The sequence below is a fragment of the Cryobacterium glucosi genome (assembly GCF_004402235.1).
In the GTDB taxonomy this organism is placed as follows: domain Bacteria; phylum Actinomycetota; class Actinomycetes; order Actinomycetales; family Microbacteriaceae; genus Cryobacterium; species Cryobacterium glucosi.
On record NZ_SOFS01000015.1, the window covers coordinates 217,338 to 233,251 of the forward strand.

The window sequence follows — 15,914 nt, forward strand, 5'->3', positions numbered from 1 at the left end:
CGTGGCTCAGGACCGCACGAGCCGTGCGATGGCGTCGAAGGCCTCTTTGACCTTGGCGTCGGCCTCGTCGCCGCCCTTGACGGCGGCCTCGACCACGCAGTGGCTGAGGTGGTCGTTGAGCAGGCCGAGAGCGACCGCCTGCAGGGCGCTCGTCATCGCCGACACCTGGGTGAGGATGTCGATGCAGTACTTGTCGTCTGCGACCATGCCCTGCAGACCGCGGGCCTGGCCCTCGATCCGGCGGAGCCGTTTCAGGTAGGCGTCCTTGTTGGACATGTAGCCATGCGGACCGCTGTGCGGGTCTGCACTCGCCTCGGCGGCGATCGTTGCGGTCGCACCTGCTGCGGTCGCACCGACCGCGGTCGCACCGTCCTCCGTAGAACTGATATCCGTCATCGCGCTGTCCTCCTCGTCGGATCCTTATACCCCCCTATGGTACACCCGATACCCCCCTATGGTACATATTCGGCCCGATTCGTCCCGATGGCCCGATCTCCCTAATAGGGGGGTGAGCTTCGACCGACTACCTTTGATAGCATGACGCCTCCTGATACAACAGCGCCGAGCGAGGCAGCAACTGCCCTCGTCGCGAAGACCTTCTCCGAGCTCGGCCTGACCGATGCCGTGCTCAAAGCCCTCAAGGACGTCGGGTACGAAACTCCCTCGGCCATCCAGGCCGCGACCATTCCCCCCTTGCTCGCCGGCCGCGACGTCGTCGGCCTCGCCCAGACCGGCACCGGAAAGACGGCAGCGTTCGCGCTGCCGATCCTGTCCCGCCTCGACATGGCGCAGAAGAACCCGCAGGCCCTCGTCCTCTCCCCCACCCGCGAGCTCGCACTCCAGGTCTGCGAGGCCTTCGAAAGCTACGCCTCGCACATGCGCGGCGTGCACGTCCTCCCCGTTTACGGCGGACAGGGTTATGGCGTCCAGCTCTCCGCGCTCCGTCGCGGCGTCCACGTTGTCGTCGGTACTCCCGGTCGCATCATGGACCACCTCGCCAAGGGAACCCTCGACCTGTCCGAGCTGAAGTACCTCGTGCTCGACGAGGCCGACGAGATGCTCAAGATGGGCTTCGCCGAAGACGTCGAGACGATCCTCGCCGACACCCCGGAAGACAAGCAGGTCGCGCTGTTCTCTGCGACCATGCCCGCGTCCATCCGGCGCATCGCCAAGAAGTACCTGCACGACGCCGAAGAGATCACGGTCAAGACCAAGACCACGACCTCGGCGAACACGACCCAGCGTTACCTGATGGTCTCGTACCCGCAGAAGGTCGACGCGCTCACCCGCATCCTCGAGGTGGAGAACTTCGAGGGCATGATCGTCTTCACCCGCACCAAGAACGAGACAGAGACCCTCGCCGAGAAGCTTCGCGCGCGCGGCTACTCGGCGAGCGCCATCAACGGTGACGTCGTGCAGGCTCAGCGTGAACGCACGGTCGAGCAGCTGAAGTCGGGCAAGCTCGACATCCTCGTCGCAACGGATGTCGCCGCTCGCGGCCTCGACGTCGAGCGCATCAGCCACGTCATCAACTACGACATCCCGATCGACACCGAGTCCTACGTGCACCGCATCGGCCGCACCGGCCGCGCCGGGCGGAGCGGTGCCGCGATCAGCTTCGTCACACCCCGTGAGCGTCACCTGCTCAACGCCATCGAGAAGGCGACCCGCCAGCCGCTCACCCAGATGCAGCTGCCGAGTGTCGAGGACGTCAACATCACCCGCCTGGCGCGCTTCGACGACGCGATCACCGAGGCGCTGGGCCAGACCGCCCGCGTCGACCGGTTCCGCGACATCATCGCCCACTACGTCGAGCAGTACGACGTGCCGGAGGCCGACGTCGCCGCAGCTCTCGCGGTCGTCGCCCAGGGTGAGACCCCGCTGCTCCTCTCCGAGCAGGATGCCCGCAACCAGCGTCGCGACGAACGCGAACGCAACGAACGCGAACGCTCCGAGCGCAACGACAGCGGCAGCTATGCGCCCCGCAACGATCGCAACAACCGCGACAGCCGTGGCGGACGCGACGACCGTGGCGGACGCGACGATCGCTGGGACCGCGACGACCGCCCGCGCAAGAGCGAGCGCCCCGAACCGCGCCCCCGCGACAGCACCATCCCGCTCGTCTCCTACCGGATCGAGGTCGGCAAGCGCCAGAAGGTCGAGCCGCGCCAGATCGTCGGCGCGATCGCGAACGAGGGCGGCCTGAGCCGCGAGGACTTCGGGCACATCCAGATCAACCCGGACTACTCGCTCGTCGAGCTGCCAGAGAACCTGTCCCAGGACGTCCTCGATCGTCTCGTGGGAACCCGGATCAGCGGCAAGCTCATCGAGATCCAGCCGGACAACAGCGGCCCGGTGCGCCGCGAGGACCGCGCCCCGCGCCACCCCCGCCGCGACTAGCGCTCGGAGGCCGTCGGCGCGGTGATGGAACATCTGCGACACGAGCGGTGTTCTATCCACTGACCCGCGGGCGACGTGAGAACGCAGCCGGCGGTCACCCCAACGTATGTGGAGGAATCATGAGTACAGAACAAGCGATCCTGGCCGGAGGGTGTTTCTGGGGAGCGCAGCAGTTGCTGCGCCGGCGCCCCGGCATCATCTCCTCGCGGGTCGGCTACTCGGGAGGCGACACCCCGAACGCGACCTATCGTCATCACGGTGACCACGCCGAATCCGTCGAGATCGTCTTCGATCCCGCGGTGATCAGCTACCGCGAGCTGCTGGAGTTCTTCTTCCAGATCCACGACCCGTCGACGAAGAACCGGCAGGGCAACGACGTCGGTCGCAGCTATCGCTCGGCCATCTACTACACGACGCCCGAGCAGGAACGGGTCGCCCGCGACACGATCGCGGACGTCGACGCCTCCGGCCTGTGGCCGGGCAAGGTCGTCACCGAGGTCGAGCCTGCTGGCGATTTCTGGGAAGCCGAAGACGAGCACCAGGACTACCTGGAGAAGTACCCCGCCGGGTACACCTGCCACTATGTCCGGCCGGGCTGGCGCCTGCCCGCCCGCACGGAGACATCCGTCTAAGAACTGCACTCGCGGCCCCGGTGATCTGATCGCCGGGGCCGCGCTCGTCTCAGGCACCTCCCGTCCACTGCCGGGGTCGGGAGCGGCCCACACCTCTGCGGCTACAGGTCCGGCCGAACGGTCCGGCCGAGGTCCCACGGCTCGGCCCAGCTGAGCTCATCGAACATCCGCGACAGCACGATCGCCGTGAACCCCCAGATCAGCCGGCCGCCGACGGTGAAGGCCGGCGAACGGTACGCGGCTCCCCCGACGGTGTGAGCCGTGCTCACCCGGTTGGCGGGGTCGAGCAGGTCTGCGACGGGCACCCGGAAGACGTCGACCGTCTCCAGGTGATCGACGGCTGCCACCTCCGACTCGCGCGTCCACCAGGCCGGCACCGGGGTCACGAGGTGGTTGCTCACCGGCACGGGCAGTGCCGGAAGGGTGCCGAGCGGCTCGAGGCCCTCCGGGTCGAGGCCGGTCTCCTCGACGGCCTCCCGCAGAGCGGCCGCGATCGGGCCGGCGTCGGATGCTTCGAGCCGTCCGCCCGGGAAGGCGATCTGCCCCGGGTGGCTCCCGAGCGTTGCGGCCCGGCGTAGCAGGAGCACGTCAAGGTCCCGTGGGACTTGCGCTCGCTCGCGTCCCGCGACCGGCGGCTGGGCGGGCGAGGAGTCGAGCACCCCGAAGAGGACCAGCACCGCAGCGCGCCTGGCCCGCGTCGAATCCGGCAGCGAACGAGCCACGCCGGTGTGCCAGTCCAGTCCCCGCTTGCACAGCGCCGCGAGCTGTGCCCGGGGATCATCCAACACGTCGAACATGACCCCAGCCTACGGAGTCACGACGAAAGTCCTCACGGGTCACACAACGGATGCCTCCGCCACAATCCGCTGAACAATATGCCATATCTCCTGCTAAATTGTTGTGCATCGCGATCGCTGGGGGGCCGCATGTCATCCGATTCCGTCTTTGTCTGGATCTGCGTCGCTGCAGGCTGGCTGATGATCCTGGGCTCGCTGCTCTTCGCGCAGACCCGGAAGGCTCAAGACCGGCGCTTTCTGCAGTTCTGGCAGAACACCGGTTTGCCGATGGGTACTGAGCGGATGGCCCTGACCGTTCGCCGCCGGATTCGCATCTCCGGGACCGGAGTCCTCGTCGGTTTCCTGGCCGGCCTGCTCGCGGCGACCGTGATCCTCCTGCTGCGACCCGAGCTCGTGTCGCCCCCGTTCGTCTGGCTGATCGCCCTCCCTGCGACCCTGATCGGCGCGTCCACATTCGACTTGGGGCTGACCCTCCGAGAATCGCGGATCCTGCCCCTGACCGACGACCCCCGACCGGCTCGGTCGCCCGCGGTCGTTCTCGCCGACTACGTGAGCCCCGGGCGGTTGCGCGCGGCTCCCCTTCTGGTGATCCTCGCCGCCGTGTTGGCGGGCGGGGCACTGTGGCTGGGGCTCGTCGGCATGCTCACTCCCGACGTGTTCCTGCAGAGCGCCGCGCTTCCGGTTCTCGCCGTAGCGGGCGTCAACCTCATCGTCGGCAGGTTCGCAGCACGACGGATGCTTCGCCAGACCCCGTCTGCGGGAACAGACCTCGAGCGAGCCTGGGACGACGCATTCCGCGCCGAGTCGTTGCGGAGCGCGAGCATGTTTCAGACCATCATCGCGTGGCTGGCCGTGGGCGCCGTCAGCCTCGGATTCCTCAACAGCTGGGGCGCGGCGTCGGGAACGGCCTGGAGCGCCGGGCTCGAGTCCCAGCTCTTCACCTGGGGCTATCTCGCGACGATCATCTGGTTCGGTCACAGCAGTGCAACCGGGTACTCTCGCGGGCGCCTCTGGCCGAATATCGTCCAACCGGGCCCCCCGGCAGACCAGACGGCCTAACCTCCCCAGCCCAGCCGGGTCGGCTACACTCGCGGCATGCCGGTCAGAACCGTAGCCCACTCCGCCCGCGACCTCATCGGCCGCAACCGCACCGTCGACCGCGTCTACCGCACCTCCGTCGGTGTCATCGGCGGGGGAACCGTCGTGCTGGGTATCGTGCTCATCCCTCTCCCCGGGCCCGGCGCGTTGATCAGCCTCGGCGGCCTCGCGCTGCTCGGCACCGAGTTCGACGGCGCGAAGAAGGTCAGCCGCCGGGCAAACGACCTCGCCAGGCGGGGTGCCTCCAAGGTCTCACAGCTGCGTCAGGACCGCAGGGACGCCCGCCAGGACTGACCGGAATCCGCGACGAACGTCAGTCGCGAGCGATCGTGCCCTGCGGGTCAACGGATGCCGCGATCGCCGTGACACTCCGCTCCAGGAACGAGACGATCTCCGCTGAGGGCATCTCGGTGTCGAGCGCGAGGTCGACGAGGATGTCCTCGGCGAATCCGACCCAGGAACGCAGGGCGAGACGAAGCAACTCCGAGTCCGCGACTCCGAGTTCCAGGAAGACCGTGATCACGCGATCGGCCTGGGCCGCCCGTGCTTCTTCCAGCACCTCGCGCACCTCGGTGTCGCCGCTCGCGACACCGCGCACGAGGGAGAAGAATGTCCCGCGGTACTCGCGGACAAAACCGACGATCCGCGTCAGGGTGTCGCGGAGCCGCTCGAGGGGCGGCAGTTCCGGGGCAGGCTCTGTGGCGTCCAGCATGGCGTCGCGGGCCGTGCGCACCACTTCACGGTGCAGGCCCTTCTTCGAGGTGAAGTAGTGGAACAGCAACCCGCGGGAAACGCCGGCCCGCGCGGAGAGGTAGTCGATGGTGAGGGATTCCAGCGGCTGGTCCGCGAGGGACTTCACTCCGAGCGCGACCAGCTGGGCCCGGCGCTCGTCCGGAGTCAGCCGCGTTCGCCGCTCCGTTTCCATGGTTAGAGCATATCCGCGTTCGGCAGCGGGCCGTCCTCGGCACCCCCGAACCGGGCACTCCCACGCGAGTGCCCGGTTAGCAGATCGCAAAAAGCGTTGCCAAACCGTGATGTTTCGCAAATCCGGCTATTAGTACACTCGTCAACAGCGCTTATTGGTTGGCGAGTCAATAACGACCTGCCGGACTGTTTGCCCAGATCAAGGAGGATCTATGAAGTTCACCAAGCTCACCGGCACCCACGCCGGACGGATCGTGCTCGCTGCGGTTCCCGTGGCCCTGCTGTCCACCGTCCTCATGGCGGGGGTGGCCAACGGCGCCGTCCCCGTCTCGTTCGCCGTGTCGGGAGGCCAGTTCAAGATCAGCGCTTCCCAGCTCGATGGGACGGGCTTCTCTCAGTACGGAGGCGTCGCCCAGGAAGGCAAGACCGGCACGTACCACCCCGTCGCGATCGCGAACATCGCGACCGCGAGCCTGGCCGACCTGTGCCAGTCCGTGGTCGCCGTGACCCCGCTCGGCAAGGTCGGCCTGCTCATCGGTGCGGGCGGCGGCGGCAAGCCGGCCACCGCGACCGACCTGCAGATCGGCATGACCGACCTCAAGGGCGACGCGACCTTCGGCAACATCCGCATCGGCGTGGACGCCGCCGCGGTGAAGACGGCGGCCAAGGGCACCACGGGCGACTTCGCCCAGGACGCCGACACGATCAAGGTCGCCGGGCTTCAGCAGACTGCATGGAGCACCCAGGCCTCGGTGTTCACCCTGAACGGCATGCACCTGCAGCTGACCAACGGAACTGAGTGCTTCTAATCGAAGCACCCCGTCACCACGGAGGAGACCGGATGAAAACCAGCACGTGGGCCACATTCACTGCCTGGTGCCGTCAGAGACCGTTCGTCGGTGGCATCCTCGTCGTGCTGGCCGGAGTGGAGATGTTCTTCTCCGGCCAGCTCGACGTCGGCACGATCCACGTGCAGGTCGGGATCGAAGGCATGCAGGCGATGATCATCCCGATCATCGTGGTGCTGCTCGGTATCCTCGCGATCGCGATGCCCACGCACCGGATCTTTTACGGGGTGATCACACTGGTGTTCTCGATCTATTCGCTGGTCGGCGTCAACCTCGGCGGATTCTTCATCGGGATGGTCCTGAGCGCGATCGGCGGCATTCTGGTCGTCGCCTGGATGCCGAAGCCGGCCAGGGCGGGAACCGCCGTTGAGCTGTTTGCGAGCCCGGTCGAGGAGCCCGACATCCAGTTGGGTGAGCTCTTCGAAGAACGCTCGCGTCCGCGGCGTGCCCTGTGATGCGCGACCGCGGGCGCACCCGCGATCTGCGACCGCGCGTCGTCGGCGTCTGGCTCGTGCTGTCGCTGTCGGCGATCGGGGCGGCGGCGATGCCGTCGCCGGGTCAGGCCGTGCCGTGCGATTTGCTCCTCGTGGACTGCGGCGTCCCGACGCCGACGCCGAGCACGACCGCTGACCCAACCGTGGCGGATGCGACCCCCAGCACCGTCCCGACAGCTCCGGTCGATCCGGCTCCCGTCGTTGCCCCGATCCCGGTCCCCACCACCGGTCCGACCGTGGGCGTCACGGCTCCGGGCCCGAACACCCCGGCCGCGGCGGCGGTTGTCGCCGTGGCAGACCCGAATGCACCCGTGTTCGGCAACCCGGCGGCTCAACTCGGCGCATCCTCGATGACCATCACCGGGCTCGCCTCAGTGACGGTCGTGACCGTGTCGCACGCCGACGGTACCGCCGTGCCCGCGCTCCGGATCGTGGCCGATGACATTGTTCTGACGGACGCCGTCATCGACGTGCGGTCGACATCCGGCTCCGGCCTCGTGACGAGCTCACCGCGGATGGAATTGCACGGCAACGTGCAGGTCTACCTGGACTCGATCACCACGACCCTGCCCGACGGAACCAGCGTCAGCTTCGGAGCGGCCACTCCCCCGCCGGGCGGGCTACCGTCGACACTCGGCTCCGTGACACTCGGGCTCGTCGGGACCCTTGCGGATTCCATCGGCTACAGCCAGGTGCACCAGAGCGTGAGCTGACCGCACGGCAGGACGCGGGGCCGGTCGCTTCAGGCGACCGGCCCCGCGCTGGCGAATCAGGCGCTCTCCCGGTAGTGCTTACGACGGCAGCGGGGATTCGTAGGCGCGCAACCACCGGGTCAGGATCGCCTCGAGCCGGTCACGATCGTCGTCGGAGAGCTGGTCGACCAGGCGTCGCTCATTGTCCATGTGGTCTGCGAACGCGGCATCGATGACGTCGAGGCCGCGGGGGGTGAGCGCGACGACCCGGCGCCGGCCGTCTCCGGCGACGTGCCTGCGCACGATCAGTCCGGCCGCCGCCAGCCGGTCGAGTCGCTTGGTCATCGCGCCCGTCGTCACCATCGTATGGTCGGCGAGTTCACGAGGCGCTCGTTCGTAGGGACTGCCGGCGCGACGCAAGGCAGCGAGCACATCGAATTCCCCTTCCCCGAGATCGTGGGCGCGATAGACACTCGCGAGCTCCCCGGTGAGGTGGGCGGCGAGCCGGTGCAGTCGTCCGATGACCGCTTGCGGGGCGACGTCGAGATCCGGGCGTTCGCGTCGCCATTCAGCCTGGATGCGTGCGACCCGATCCGATGCGTCCTTCGTCATACCGTCATTATATCTTCCGTGGAAGTTATAGTAGCTTCCATGGAAACTAAATGGCGCTGGCTGCTCGTCACGTCGATCGCCCCGATCGCGTGGGGATCGAACTACTTCGTCACCCGCCAGTTCCTGCCGCTCGACTATCCGCTGTGGGGCAGCACGCTGCGCGCCCTGCCTGCGGGTCTCCTCCTGCTGGCACTGGCGCGGTCCGTTCCCCGCGGCACCTGGTGGTGGAAGTCCCTGGTACTGGGAGCTCTGAACGTCGGAGCGTTCTTCGTCCTCATCTACATTGCCTCCCACCTCCTGCCCTCGAGCCTTGCGGCCACGATCATGGCAAGTTCGGCGGGAGTCCTCCTGCTCCTGGCCTGGCCGATGCTGTCCGAGCACCCGACCTGGACCGCGGCACTCGGCGCTGCTGCCGGGTTCGCCGGCGTGTGCGTCCTGCTCCTCGACGGCAGCGGGGCAGTGAATCCGCTGGGGGTACTCGCCTCAGTCGCCGCCATGCTGATGTCGTCGGTCGGCTACATCCTGACCAGGAAATGGGCCGTCCGGGAGTCCACCATCGCGATGACCTCCTGGCAGCTCGTCGCCGGCGGACTCCTGCTCCTGCCGTTCGCCGCGTTCGTCGAAGGTCCCCCGCCCGCCCTCGACGGCCCGGCCCTGGCCGGCTTCGCCTACGTCACGGTGATCGCCACGGCGGTCGCGTTCGTCGCCTGGTTCTCGGGACTTCGGCGCCTGCCGGCGGCGACGGTCGGCCTGGTCGGCCTCCTCAATCCCGTCACCGGGGTGCTTCTCGGTACGCTCATCGCCGCCGAGCCCTTCGGCCCACGCCAGCTGATCGGTGCGGGTCTCGTTGTCGCGGGCGTCCTGATCGACCAACGCCGGCGACGGGTGCCGACCGGACCCTCGCGCTCTGGGCGCATGCGCTGTGGCTCCTGCTCCCGTTGGCGGCCTGGGTCGCCCTGATCGCCATGCCCGTGCGCAGTATGAAGGCCGGGGCTGGCCGGACGGGTTGCGCGGAGACCAGTCGACCGCGGTCTGGCTCTTCCTCGGCAGTTACGGCGTGATCGCGGGCGGCCTCCCTGCGACCATGCTCGCCTCCCTGATCAAGAAGTCGTTCTACCTGGCCTGGGTGTGGGTCCATCCCGAGGCGGCCTCCGGCGGTTCAGCGCAGGGATTCTGGCGGTGGATGACATACCGCTGGCGCTTCGACCTCTGGTTCGCCGGCCTCGGCGGCCTGGGCGGCGGTTTCCTCGGGGCATGCTGGATCGCCCTCGCCTTCGAGGAGCAGCTATTCTTCCAGGCCACTGTCCTCAGTGGAGCGGTCCTCTTCCTCGTCGGGGTCGCGCTGAGCCTCAACTACTGGCACGCCGACGAACCGCTCGGCGCCGGGGAATCCCAGAGCTGAGCCTCGGCTCGGCCAGCAGTCAGTACGCCTCGGGATCCTGCGGCGCGGCATCCGCCCGCAGGGTGCTGACGGTGTCGGCCGGATCGCGCTGGCGCCGGCTGGCGAACAAGAACGGGATGCCGATCAGCTCAATAAGGCCTCCGATCACGAGCGACGTTCCGTAGCCCCAGAGGTCGGCGGCGCGGCCGAGTGCCGGCTGGACGAAGACCCCGCCGAGGCTGCCGAACAGTGAGTCGAACGACAGCACCGTCGCGCGCTGCTTCGACGGGATCATGTCATTGAGGTACGCCTGCCGCACCGGGCCGGCGACGGCGAAGACGAACCCCCAGAGCACCAGCAGCACGATCGCGAGCCAGAAGAGGCTGGTGAGCCCGAGAGCGATGAGCACGACGATGCTCGTGACGGATGCCCCGATCACCGTGGTCGTCCGCCGGTGGAATACTCCCCGGATACGCGGGGCCAGCACCCCGCCCGCGACCTGCGCGAGCGAGAGCACGGCCGCGGCGAGACCGGCGATCGAGTACGCGGACGGGTCGCCGGAGAGCACCAGCAGGTAGGGCTGCAGGGCGTAGAACGCATAGACCCCGACCCCGGAGGCGAAGGGCGCGGACAGGATCACCCACCGGACGGAGCGCCTCTGGAGGCCGTGCTCGATCGACTCGGCGAGAACGGTCCTGGTCGCCTTCAGCGGTCCCTGGGATCGATCCGGAGTGAATCCGAGGTCCTTCATCACGACCGCCGCGAACACGAGCATCACGACGAGCACCCCGGCGCGCAGCAGGAAAGGAACGCCGAGATTGGTCGCCTGGGCGATCACGCCGCCGAGGACCGACCCGGCGAACATCGCAATGCCGGTCACGACGAGTCCCCTGCCGAAGACCGCCTCGAGGCCGTCGGTGTACCCGCTGAAGGTCAGAGCATCGACGAGCCAGGCATCCACAGCACCGGAGAAGAACGTGAAGCCGAGCCCGAGCAGCACGGACACGAGCGCCCACCATCCGAAGGGCGCGTGCCAGAGCCACAGCAACCAGTACAGCGCGGTGGTGGCCGAGAGCGTGATCGTGCCCAGCAGGTAGGACGCCTTCCGCCCGACCGTGTCCGCGACGACCCCGGTCGGGATCTCGAAGAGCACCATCCCGGCGGTGAAGAAGGCGTTCGCGGCGAAGGCCTCGAAGTTCGACAGTCCGGCGTCGAGCAGGAACAGCGTGTTGATGCCCCAGATGAAAGACGCGGCCAGGGTGTTGCCGAGCAGGAGGATCAGGTAGATCCTCTGCACGCGCCGCGCCGCGGGGTTCATGGTCGACCTGGTTCCTCCGAGTTCTGCCTCAGGGTTCTGCCTCAGGGTTCTGCCTCAGGGGGCGTCCGGCCCCTGCCCGATGCTCAGCCACGCGTCCGGTCCCGCGCGCTGGGCGCGAGCGGCGCCGTCCTCGGTTGCTGCGCGGGCGTTCTTCAGTTCCTGAAGCTGGCGTTCGACGGATGCCTGACGCACTCCCGCGGACAGCTGCCGGTCGAGGTCCGCGTCCGCGGGCGCCGTGAGGTCGTTCAGGACGCCCCGGGCGAGCAGTTCATCGGTCGCGGCAGCACGCGCCTGCATCTGCGCAACCCGGTCCCTGGCCCGATCGAGGTTGGCGCCGACATCACCCAGATTGGAACCGATGCCGGCCGCCGCCTCATTCGCCCGCGCCTGGGCCTCGGAAGCTGCATAGGTGGCCTTGAGAGCCTCCTTCTCGGTCCGGAACGCGGTGACCCGTTCGGCGAGTCGCCGCTCGTTGTCCTGCAACTGCCCCTGCTGCCGTTCGAGCGAGGCGTATTGCTCACGAATGGCACCGACCTGGGTCTCGAGGTAGGAACGGCGTTCGAGAGCGGTCCGGGCGAGATCCTCGCGTCCCTGGTCCAGGGCCTCCTGGGCCTGGTCGGCCAACCGCTGGTACCGGGCTCCCATCTCCTGCCCCTGCAGCTCGATCCGTTTCTTCGCCGTCGTCACCTCGGCGAGTCCCTGCCGCACCTGCTGGAGCATCTTCAGCTGCTGTTCATAGCTGTCGTCGAGGGCCTCTCCTGGGTCTTCCAGCCGGTCGAGGGCGCGTGACGTCTTGCTCCGGAAGATGATGCGCAGCCGTGACGTGGCGCTCATGATTCGCTCCCTCTCGTGGTGTCGCGGTGATCGTGCAGGTTGAGTGCGTGCAGTTCCTGGATTCCGGCTTCCAGGGCCAAGACCTCGCGGTCGACCTCCGAACGCAGCGCCAGCAGGACATCATCGGTGAGGTCCCCGCGGCCGCCTGCAACGGTCGCCCGCAGCCGACCAACGAGTCCGGCGACGTCGTCCACACGGCGTCTGGCCATCGGAAGTTCCTCTGCGAGGACGACGGCATCGGTCTCACTCGTCAACAGCACCAGTTGCGCGTCGAGGGCAGCGCCTTCATCCTGGATCCGGTGAAACAGGCGGGGAAGCTCGCCCCGCGGCCCGTCACTGCCCAGCGCGAGATCGACTGCGGCCTGACCGCTTCCCAGAGTGTCTCTCAGTCGGATGCGCAGTCCCAGGACCTCGCGCTGCGGTCCCCGGCTCAGGGCGGCCCGGGTGCGAAGCGCCGCACCGGCCACGGCACGGCTGCGACGAATGCGTTTGTACAGCATCCGCGCCACCACGATCGTCGCGCCTGCGGAGACGACGAGGATCGCTGCCAATGCCAGAATCACCGCGGCCACTGCTGTCATGCCGGCCACCCTGCCCTTCATGTCCATCCCACGAGCGAGACCCCGTGCTTCACCGAACAAAATACGCTCGCGTCCGCCGAATTGTCTGTAGGCGGTGCGAATTCTGCCGATTCTGGTCCCGCCCGGCTTGGACCCCAAACGGGGGACACGATGTGCGAGGATAGGTCTGGGACGATCAGCTCGGACGTACGCCCGAGGCGCAGAATTGGAATCCCATCGACGAGTGGGGCGCCTCGATCGCCCTGCACGATCTGCCGGCCCTGTCGGCCCTGCGCACGGGCGCGCCGGTAGCAGAAACCCTGATCGGATTGTTCGTTCCCGGCGATGACACCGACCCGGCTCGTCTGGCCTGGCTCAGGATCTCGGGGATTCCGGCCGTCGACGAGGCCGGTGCGACCGTGGGCGCCTTCGCTCTCCTGGACGTCCGCGAGGACCGACCGGAGGACCCTGCAGGCATCGTTGGCCGGCCTGGGCGACCCGTACGTCCTCGTCCACGCGGTGCGCAACATCCACGGGACCATCATCGACTTCGTGGTGGACGAGGCCAACCCCGCGGCCTGTGCATTCCACCGGATGCCGCAGGGGCAGTTCATCGGCGGCTCGCTGCTCAACCCCATGCCGGCGGCGATCTCCGGGGCGCTCGGCGACCTCTGCGCGGAGGTCCTCGAGCAGGGTGTCCCCTGTCATCGCGACGGTTTCCGGGCCGCCTCACCTCACGGCGACCGGCCGGACCGGTGGTACGACTTCCACGCCGCTCCTGTCGGTGACCGCGTGTCCGTGATCTGGCGGGATGTGACCGGGCAGCACCTCGCCCTCCAGGCCCTGCAGGATTCGGAGCAGCCCTACCGGCTGCTCGCCGAAAACGCCTCCGACGTCGTACTCATGGTCGACTCCGCCGACCGGTATGTCTGGGCGTCGCCCTCCCTCGAAGAGGCGCTGGGCTGGAAGCACGATGACCTGCTGAATCGGATGTCCGCCGAATTCGTGCACCCCGACGACCTGCCGGGCGTGCTGGCGGCCCGCACCAACCAGAACGAGGGCGTGCGGCGCCATCGTCCGTTCCGGGTTCGGCGCAGTGACGGCACCTATCGCTGGGTGTCGACCATCACGCGCGACCTCCACGACGCGGCAGGCCAGACCACCGGCCGGGTGATTTCCCTGCGCGACGTGCACGAGGAGACCGTCGCGCGGCAGTCCCTCGAGAAGTCGGAGGAGCTGTTCCGGGCCGTGCTGACGTCATCGACGACGGGAATGATCCTCTGTGACCTCACCGGACGCATCCAGGTCGTCAACGAGGTTTTGTGCACCATGCTCCTCCGCGACGAGGCCTCGCTTCTCGCCAGGCGCACCGACGAGCTGGTGCACCCCGACGACAGGGCGACCGTGATCCAGGCCAGGGCCTTGACGATCGCCACCGCCGCCAGGGCTCCTTTCCGCGAATTGCGGATGGTCAGGGCCGACGGGGCCATTATCTGGGCCCGCCGGACCGCGTCGGTGATCCGGACCAGTGCGGGCGCACCGGAACGTTTGGTCGTGCAGCTCGAAGATGTCACGGCCGAGCACGAGTCCCGCGAGGAGCTGCTGTTCCAGGCACACAACGACCGGCTGACCGGGATGCACAACCGGGACTGGATCCTCCGCGTTCTCGAGCAGGACCGTCGTCGTCGTTCCGAATGCATCCGAGCCCGCGGATGTCGAACGTGTCGCGGTGAACATCACGGCTGCTCTCAGCACCGAGCTCTCGATCCACGGACACCGGATCATCCCGACGGTGTCGATGGGAATCGCCCTCTCCACGGACGGTTCCACCGCCACCAGTCTTCTTCGGGACACCGACTCCGCTCTCTTCCGGGCCAAGAAGTCGGGCAGGGCACGGTGGCAGTTCTTCGACGACACGATGCACTCCCAGGCGATGGAGCGGCTCACCATCGAGGACGAAATCCGCATTTCGCTGCGGAAGGGCGATTTCGTCGTCTACTACCAGCCGATCGTCGCCCTCCTCGATCGCTCCACCGTCGGCTATGAGGCACTCGTCCGCTGGCAGCACCCCGGGCGGGGACTCCTTGCGCCGGCCGAGTTCCTCCCGATCGCCGAGGAATCCCGGCTCATCCTCGGAATCGATCGCTACGTGCTCGACCAGGTCTGCGCCGTCCTGGCCTCGGATCCCAACGGTGCGACAACGATCAGCGTCAACGTGTCCGCCGTCGACTTGGCCCACGAGTCCTGGGCCGAGACCTTCCGGTCGGCCCTCCGGACCCACGGCGTCGACCCGTCCCGACTCATCGTCGAGGTCACCGAAACGGCCGTGCTGTCACTGCGGCCATCCACCACAGGAAGCCTCGATGCGGTCCGCGATCTCGGCGTCGGCCTGCACGTCGACGATTTCGGCACCGGGTTCTCCTCCATCTCGCTGTTGCGCGACCTCCCGGTCACGGGACTCAAGCTCGACGCGAGCTTCGTCGCGGGCCTCGGTGACGGCAACCGCGGCGCAGATGCCCTGGCGGCAGACCTCGCGGGGCTCGTCGCGCACCTGGGCCTGACCGGTGTCGCCGAGGGCGTCGAGACCGAGACGCAGGCGCGGACCCTGCTGTCACAGGGCTGGCTGCACGGGCAGGGCTATCTCTTCGGCCGGCCGGCGCCCTGGCCCGGACAGGCCGGGCGAGCCCAATAGCCTGAACGACCCGAACGACGCGAGCAGGTCTAGCCGATCCTGGATAGCCCGACCAGGACCATGTGAGTGCTGTCGCCGTTCAGGCAGGTCTGAAAGACGAGGTCGTGGCCACGCGGAACGTCGCTGACCATCGCGGTGCCAGCGCTCAGGGAGCCGATCACACCGGTCACCCGGTAGACGCCGGCGTCGATGCCGGCCAGGCGGACCTGCGCCCCGGTCCACCGCGGGAAGAGTTCGCCACCGCAGCCCCAGTGCTCGACGAGCATCGGCGTGCCGTACCAGGCTGTCGTGTCCACGAGCCCGGAACACAGGTCGATCTCGGGCTGCCGGCCGGCGATCGTGACGGTGGACGTGAAGTCGTCGCCCATCGACGATCGAGGCTGGACCGGGCCAGCGCCCTGGTCCACGATCGACGGGGAGGAGAGTACATCGACACTGAGCTCGATCCCGGAGTCATGGGAGTTGTCCAGGCCATCCACCGACTCCGCTGCGTCAGGGAGAGTCCCGGCCGCCACGGTCACGACGGAACCCGGTCCTGCCGACGTTGCGCTCAGGTGCTGGCCGGCTCCGAAGACACAGACCGCAGAAACGACCGCCGTCGCGACGCAGAAACTACCGACGATGAGGAGCCG

18 protein-coding genes and 2 pseudogenes are annotated in these 15,914 nt (G+C 68.0%); 12 read left to right on the plus strand and 8 right to left on the minus strand.

Annotated elements, in window-relative coordinates:
* Positions 1-6 precede the first annotated feature (6 nt).
* Positions 7-396, minus strand: coding sequence for a metal-sensitive transcriptional regulator (locus E3O46_RS06230; protein ID WP_134561324.1), 390 nt, complete (start codon positions 394-396; stop codon positions 7-9).
* Between the two features lie 141 nt (positions 397-537).
* On the opposite strand from E3O46_RS06230, the gene E3O46_RS06235 reads away from it, so the two are divergent.
* Both E3O46_RS06235 and msrA read left to right on the plus strand, forming a co-directional pair.
* Complete coding sequence (locus tag E3O46_RS06235) at positions 538-2,400, plus strand: DEAD/DEAH box helicase (RefSeq protein WP_134558511.1); 1,863 nt, start codon at positions 538-540, stop codon at positions 2,398-2,400.
* 119 nt (positions 2,401-2,519) lie between these two features.
* Positions 2,520-3,032: a peptide-methionine (S)-S-oxide reductase MsrA gene (gene msrA, locus E3O46_RS06240; RefSeq protein WP_134558512.1), complete on the plus strand. Its 513-nt coding sequence runs from the start codon at positions 2,520-2,522 to the stop codon at positions 3,030-3,032.
* Positions 3,033-3,133: 101 nt separating this feature from the next.
* Here the strand turns inward: msrA and E3O46_RS06245 are convergent, their stop codons facing one another.
* Complete coding sequence (locus E3O46_RS06245) at positions 3,134-3,829, minus strand: NUDIX hydrolase (protein WP_134561325.1); 696 nt, start codon at positions 3,827-3,829, stop codon at positions 3,134-3,136.
* Between the two features lie 129 nt (positions 3,830-3,958).
* On the opposite strand from E3O46_RS06245, the gene E3O46_RS06250 reads away from it, so the two are divergent.
* The gene (locus tag E3O46_RS06250) at positions 3,959-4,888 is read left to right on the plus strand and encodes a hypothetical protein (RefSeq protein WP_134561326.1); all 930 of its coding nucleotides are present in this window, start codon (positions 3,959-3,961) and stop codon (positions 4,886-4,888) included.
* 36 nt (positions 4,889-4,924) lie between these two features.
* Complete coding sequence (locus tag E3O46_RS06255) at positions 4,925-5,221, plus strand: PGPGW domain-containing protein (protein ID WP_134561327.1); 297 nt, start codon at positions 4,925-4,927, stop codon at positions 5,219-5,221.
* A gap of 19 nt (positions 5,222-5,240) precedes the next feature.
* On the opposite strand, the gene E3O46_RS06260 is transcribed toward E3O46_RS06255, so the two are convergent.
* Entirely contained in the window at positions 5,241-5,852 is a 612-nt protein-coding gene (locus E3O46_RS06260; protein WP_134561328.1) for a TetR/AcrR family transcriptional regulator, read from the minus strand.
* Between the two features lie 211 nt (positions 5,853-6,063).
* Here E3O46_RS06260 and E3O46_RS06265 point away from each other — a divergent pair, with 211 nt between their 5' ends.
* The 3 genes from E3O46_RS06265 to E3O46_RS06275 are packed head-to-tail and all read left to right on the plus strand — an operon-like array spanning position 6,064 to position 7,906.
* Positions 6,064-6,660, plus strand: a complete 597-nt coding sequence (locus E3O46_RS06265; protein WP_134450236.1) for a DUF6230 family protein — start codon at positions 6,064-6,066, stop codon at positions 6,658-6,660.
* Positions 6,661-6,692: 32 nt separating this feature from the next.
* A complete protein-coding gene (locus E3O46_RS06270; protein WP_174774589.1) occupies positions 6,693-7,154 on the plus strand; it encodes a DUF6114 domain-containing protein in 462 nt (153 codons plus the stop codon).
* Complete coding sequence (locus E3O46_RS06275; protein ID WP_134558517.1) at positions 7,151-7,906, plus strand: hypothetical protein; 756 nt, start codon at positions 7,151-7,153, stop codon at positions 7,904-7,906. Before E3O46_RS06270 ends, E3O46_RS06275 begins: the two co-directional genes overlap by 4 nt.
* 78 nt (positions 7,907-7,984) lie before the next feature.
* Here E3O46_RS06275 and E3O46_RS06280 read toward each other — a convergent pair whose 3' ends face one another.
* Positions 7,985-8,497, minus strand: a complete 513-nt coding sequence (locus tag E3O46_RS06280; protein WP_134561329.1) for a MarR family winged helix-turn-helix transcriptional regulator — start codon at positions 8,495-8,497, stop codon at positions 7,985-7,987.
* Between the two features lie 39 nt (positions 8,498-8,536).
* On the opposite strand from E3O46_RS06280, the gene E3O46_RS06285 reads away from it, so the two are divergent.
* Both E3O46_RS06285 and E3O46_RS06290 read left to right on the plus strand, forming a co-directional pair.
* Positions 8,537-9,457: a DMT family transporter gene (locus E3O46_RS06285; RefSeq protein WP_134561330.1), complete on the plus strand. Its 921-nt coding sequence runs from the start codon at positions 8,537-8,539 to the stop codon at positions 9,455-9,457.
* A 46-nt stretch (positions 9,458-9,503) separates the two neighbouring features.
* On the plus strand, positions 9,504-9,899 hold the full coding sequence (locus E3O46_RS06290; protein WP_134561331.1) for a hypothetical protein: 396 nt from the start codon (positions 9,504-9,506) through the stop codon (positions 9,897-9,899).
* 19 nt (positions 9,900-9,918) lie between these two features.
* On the opposite strand, the gene E3O46_RS06295 is transcribed toward E3O46_RS06290, so the two are convergent.
* The 3 genes from E3O46_RS06295 to E3O46_RS06305 are packed head-to-tail and all read right to left on the minus strand — an operon-like array spanning position 9,919 to position 12,638.
* Complete coding sequence (locus tag E3O46_RS06295; RefSeq protein WP_134561332.1) at positions 9,919-11,196, minus strand: MFS transporter; 1,278 nt, start codon at positions 11,194-11,196, stop codon at positions 9,919-9,921.
* A 54-nt stretch (positions 11,197-11,250) separates the two neighbouring features.
* Positions 11,251-12,030, minus strand: a complete 780-nt coding sequence (locus E3O46_RS06300) for a PspA/IM30 family protein (protein WP_134561333.1) — start codon at positions 12,028-12,030, stop codon at positions 11,251-11,253.
* A complete protein-coding gene (locus E3O46_RS06305) occupies positions 12,027-12,638 on the minus strand; it encodes a hypothetical protein (RefSeq protein WP_134450229.1) in 612 nt (203 codons plus the stop codon). The genes E3O46_RS06300 and E3O46_RS06305 overlap by 4 nt, the downstream gene beginning before the upstream one ends.
* Positions 12,639-12,935: 297 nt before the next feature.
* On the opposite strand from E3O46_RS06305, the pseudogene E3O46_RS06310 reads away from it, so the two are divergent.
* From E3O46_RS06310 to E3O46_RS06315, 3 genes and pseudogenes are all read left to right on the plus strand, one after another.
* Positions 12,936-14,180, plus strand: a pseudogene (locus E3O46_RS06310) (PAS domain-containing protein); the annotation flags it as partial.
* A gap of 139 nt (positions 14,181-14,319) precedes the next feature.
* A pseudogene (locus E3O46_RS18975) lies at positions 14,320-14,424 on the plus strand (hypothetical protein); the annotation flags it as partial.
* A gap of 99 nt (positions 14,425-14,523) precedes the next feature.
* Positions 14,524-15,282 carry an EAL domain-containing protein gene (locus E3O46_RS06315; protein ID WP_166791031.1) on the plus strand — a complete coding sequence of 253 codons (759 nt, stop codon included), beginning with the start codon at positions 14,524-14,526 and terminating at the stop codon, positions 15,280-15,282.
* A 29-nt stretch (positions 15,283-15,311) separates the two neighbouring features.
* Here E3O46_RS06315 and E3O46_RS06320 read toward each other — a convergent pair whose 3' ends face one another.
* Positions 15,312-15,803 carry a hypothetical protein gene (locus E3O46_RS06320; protein WP_134450227.1) on the minus strand — a complete coding sequence of 164 codons (492 nt, stop codon included), beginning with the start codon at positions 15,801-15,803 and terminating at the stop codon, positions 15,312-15,314.
* Between the last annotated feature and the right edge of the window lie 111 nt (positions 15,804-15,914).

What these genes read in the sequence shown, in the direction of transcription:
- E3O46_RS06315 (WP_166791031.1), top strand. Translation starts at nt 14,524, where the DNA reads ATGGAGCGGCTCACCATCGAGGACGAAATCCGCATTTCGCTGCGGAAG.
- E3O46_RS06285 (WP_134561330.1), top strand. Translation starts at nt 8,537, where the DNA reads ATGGAAACTAAATGGCGCTGGCTGCTCGTCACGTCGATCGCCCCGATC.
- E3O46_RS06295 (WP_134561332.1), bottom strand. Translation starts at nt 11,196, where the DNA reads ATGAACCCCGCGGCGCGGCGCGTGCAGAGGATCTACCTGATCCTCCTG.
- E3O46_RS06300 (WP_134561333.1), bottom strand. Translation starts at nt 12,030, where the DNA reads ATGAGCGCCACGTCACGGCTGCGCATCATCTTCCGGAGCAAGACGTCA.
- E3O46_RS06270 (WP_174774589.1), top strand. Translation starts at nt 6,693, where the DNA reads ATGAAAACCAGCACGTGGGCCACATTCACTGCCTGGTGCCGTCAGAGA.
- E3O46_RS06250 (WP_134561326.1), top strand. Translation starts at nt 3,959, where the DNA reads ATGTCATCCGATTCCGTCTTTGTCTGGATCTGCGTCGCTGCAGGCTGG.
- E3O46_RS06235 (WP_134558511.1), top strand. Translation starts at nt 538, where the DNA reads ATGACGCCTCCTGATACAACAGCGCCGAGCGAGGCAGCAACTGCCCTC.
- E3O46_RS06255 (WP_134561327.1), top strand. Translation starts at nt 4,925, where the DNA reads ATGCCGGTCAGAACCGTAGCCCACTCCGCCCGCGACCTCATCGGCCGC.
- E3O46_RS06280 (WP_134561329.1), bottom strand. Translation starts at nt 8,497, where the DNA reads ATGACGAAGGACGCATCGGATCGGGTCGCACGCATCCAGGCTGAATGG.
- E3O46_RS06305 (WP_134450229.1), bottom strand. Translation starts at nt 12,638, where the DNA reads ATGGACATGAAGGGCAGGGTGGCCGGCATGACAGCAGTGGCCGCGGTG.
- msrA (WP_134558512.1), top strand. Translation starts at nt 2,520, where the DNA reads ATGAGTACAGAACAAGCGATCCTGGCCGGAGGGTGTTTCTGGGGAGCG.
- E3O46_RS06260 (WP_134561328.1), bottom strand. Translation starts at nt 5,852, where the DNA reads ATGGAAACGGAGCGGCGAACGCGGCTGACTCCGGACGAGCGCCGGGCC.
- E3O46_RS06245 (WP_134561325.1), bottom strand. Translation starts at nt 3,829, where the DNA reads ATGTTCGACGTGTTGGATGATCCCCGGGCACAGCTCGCGGCGCTGTGC.
- E3O46_RS06230 (WP_134561324.1), bottom strand. Translation starts at nt 396, where the DNA reads ATGACGGATATCAGTTCTACGGAGGACGGTGCGACCGCGGTCGGTGCG.
- E3O46_RS06265 (WP_134450236.1), top strand. Translation starts at nt 6,064, where the DNA reads ATGAAGTTCACCAAGCTCACCGGCACCCACGCCGGACGGATCGTGCTC.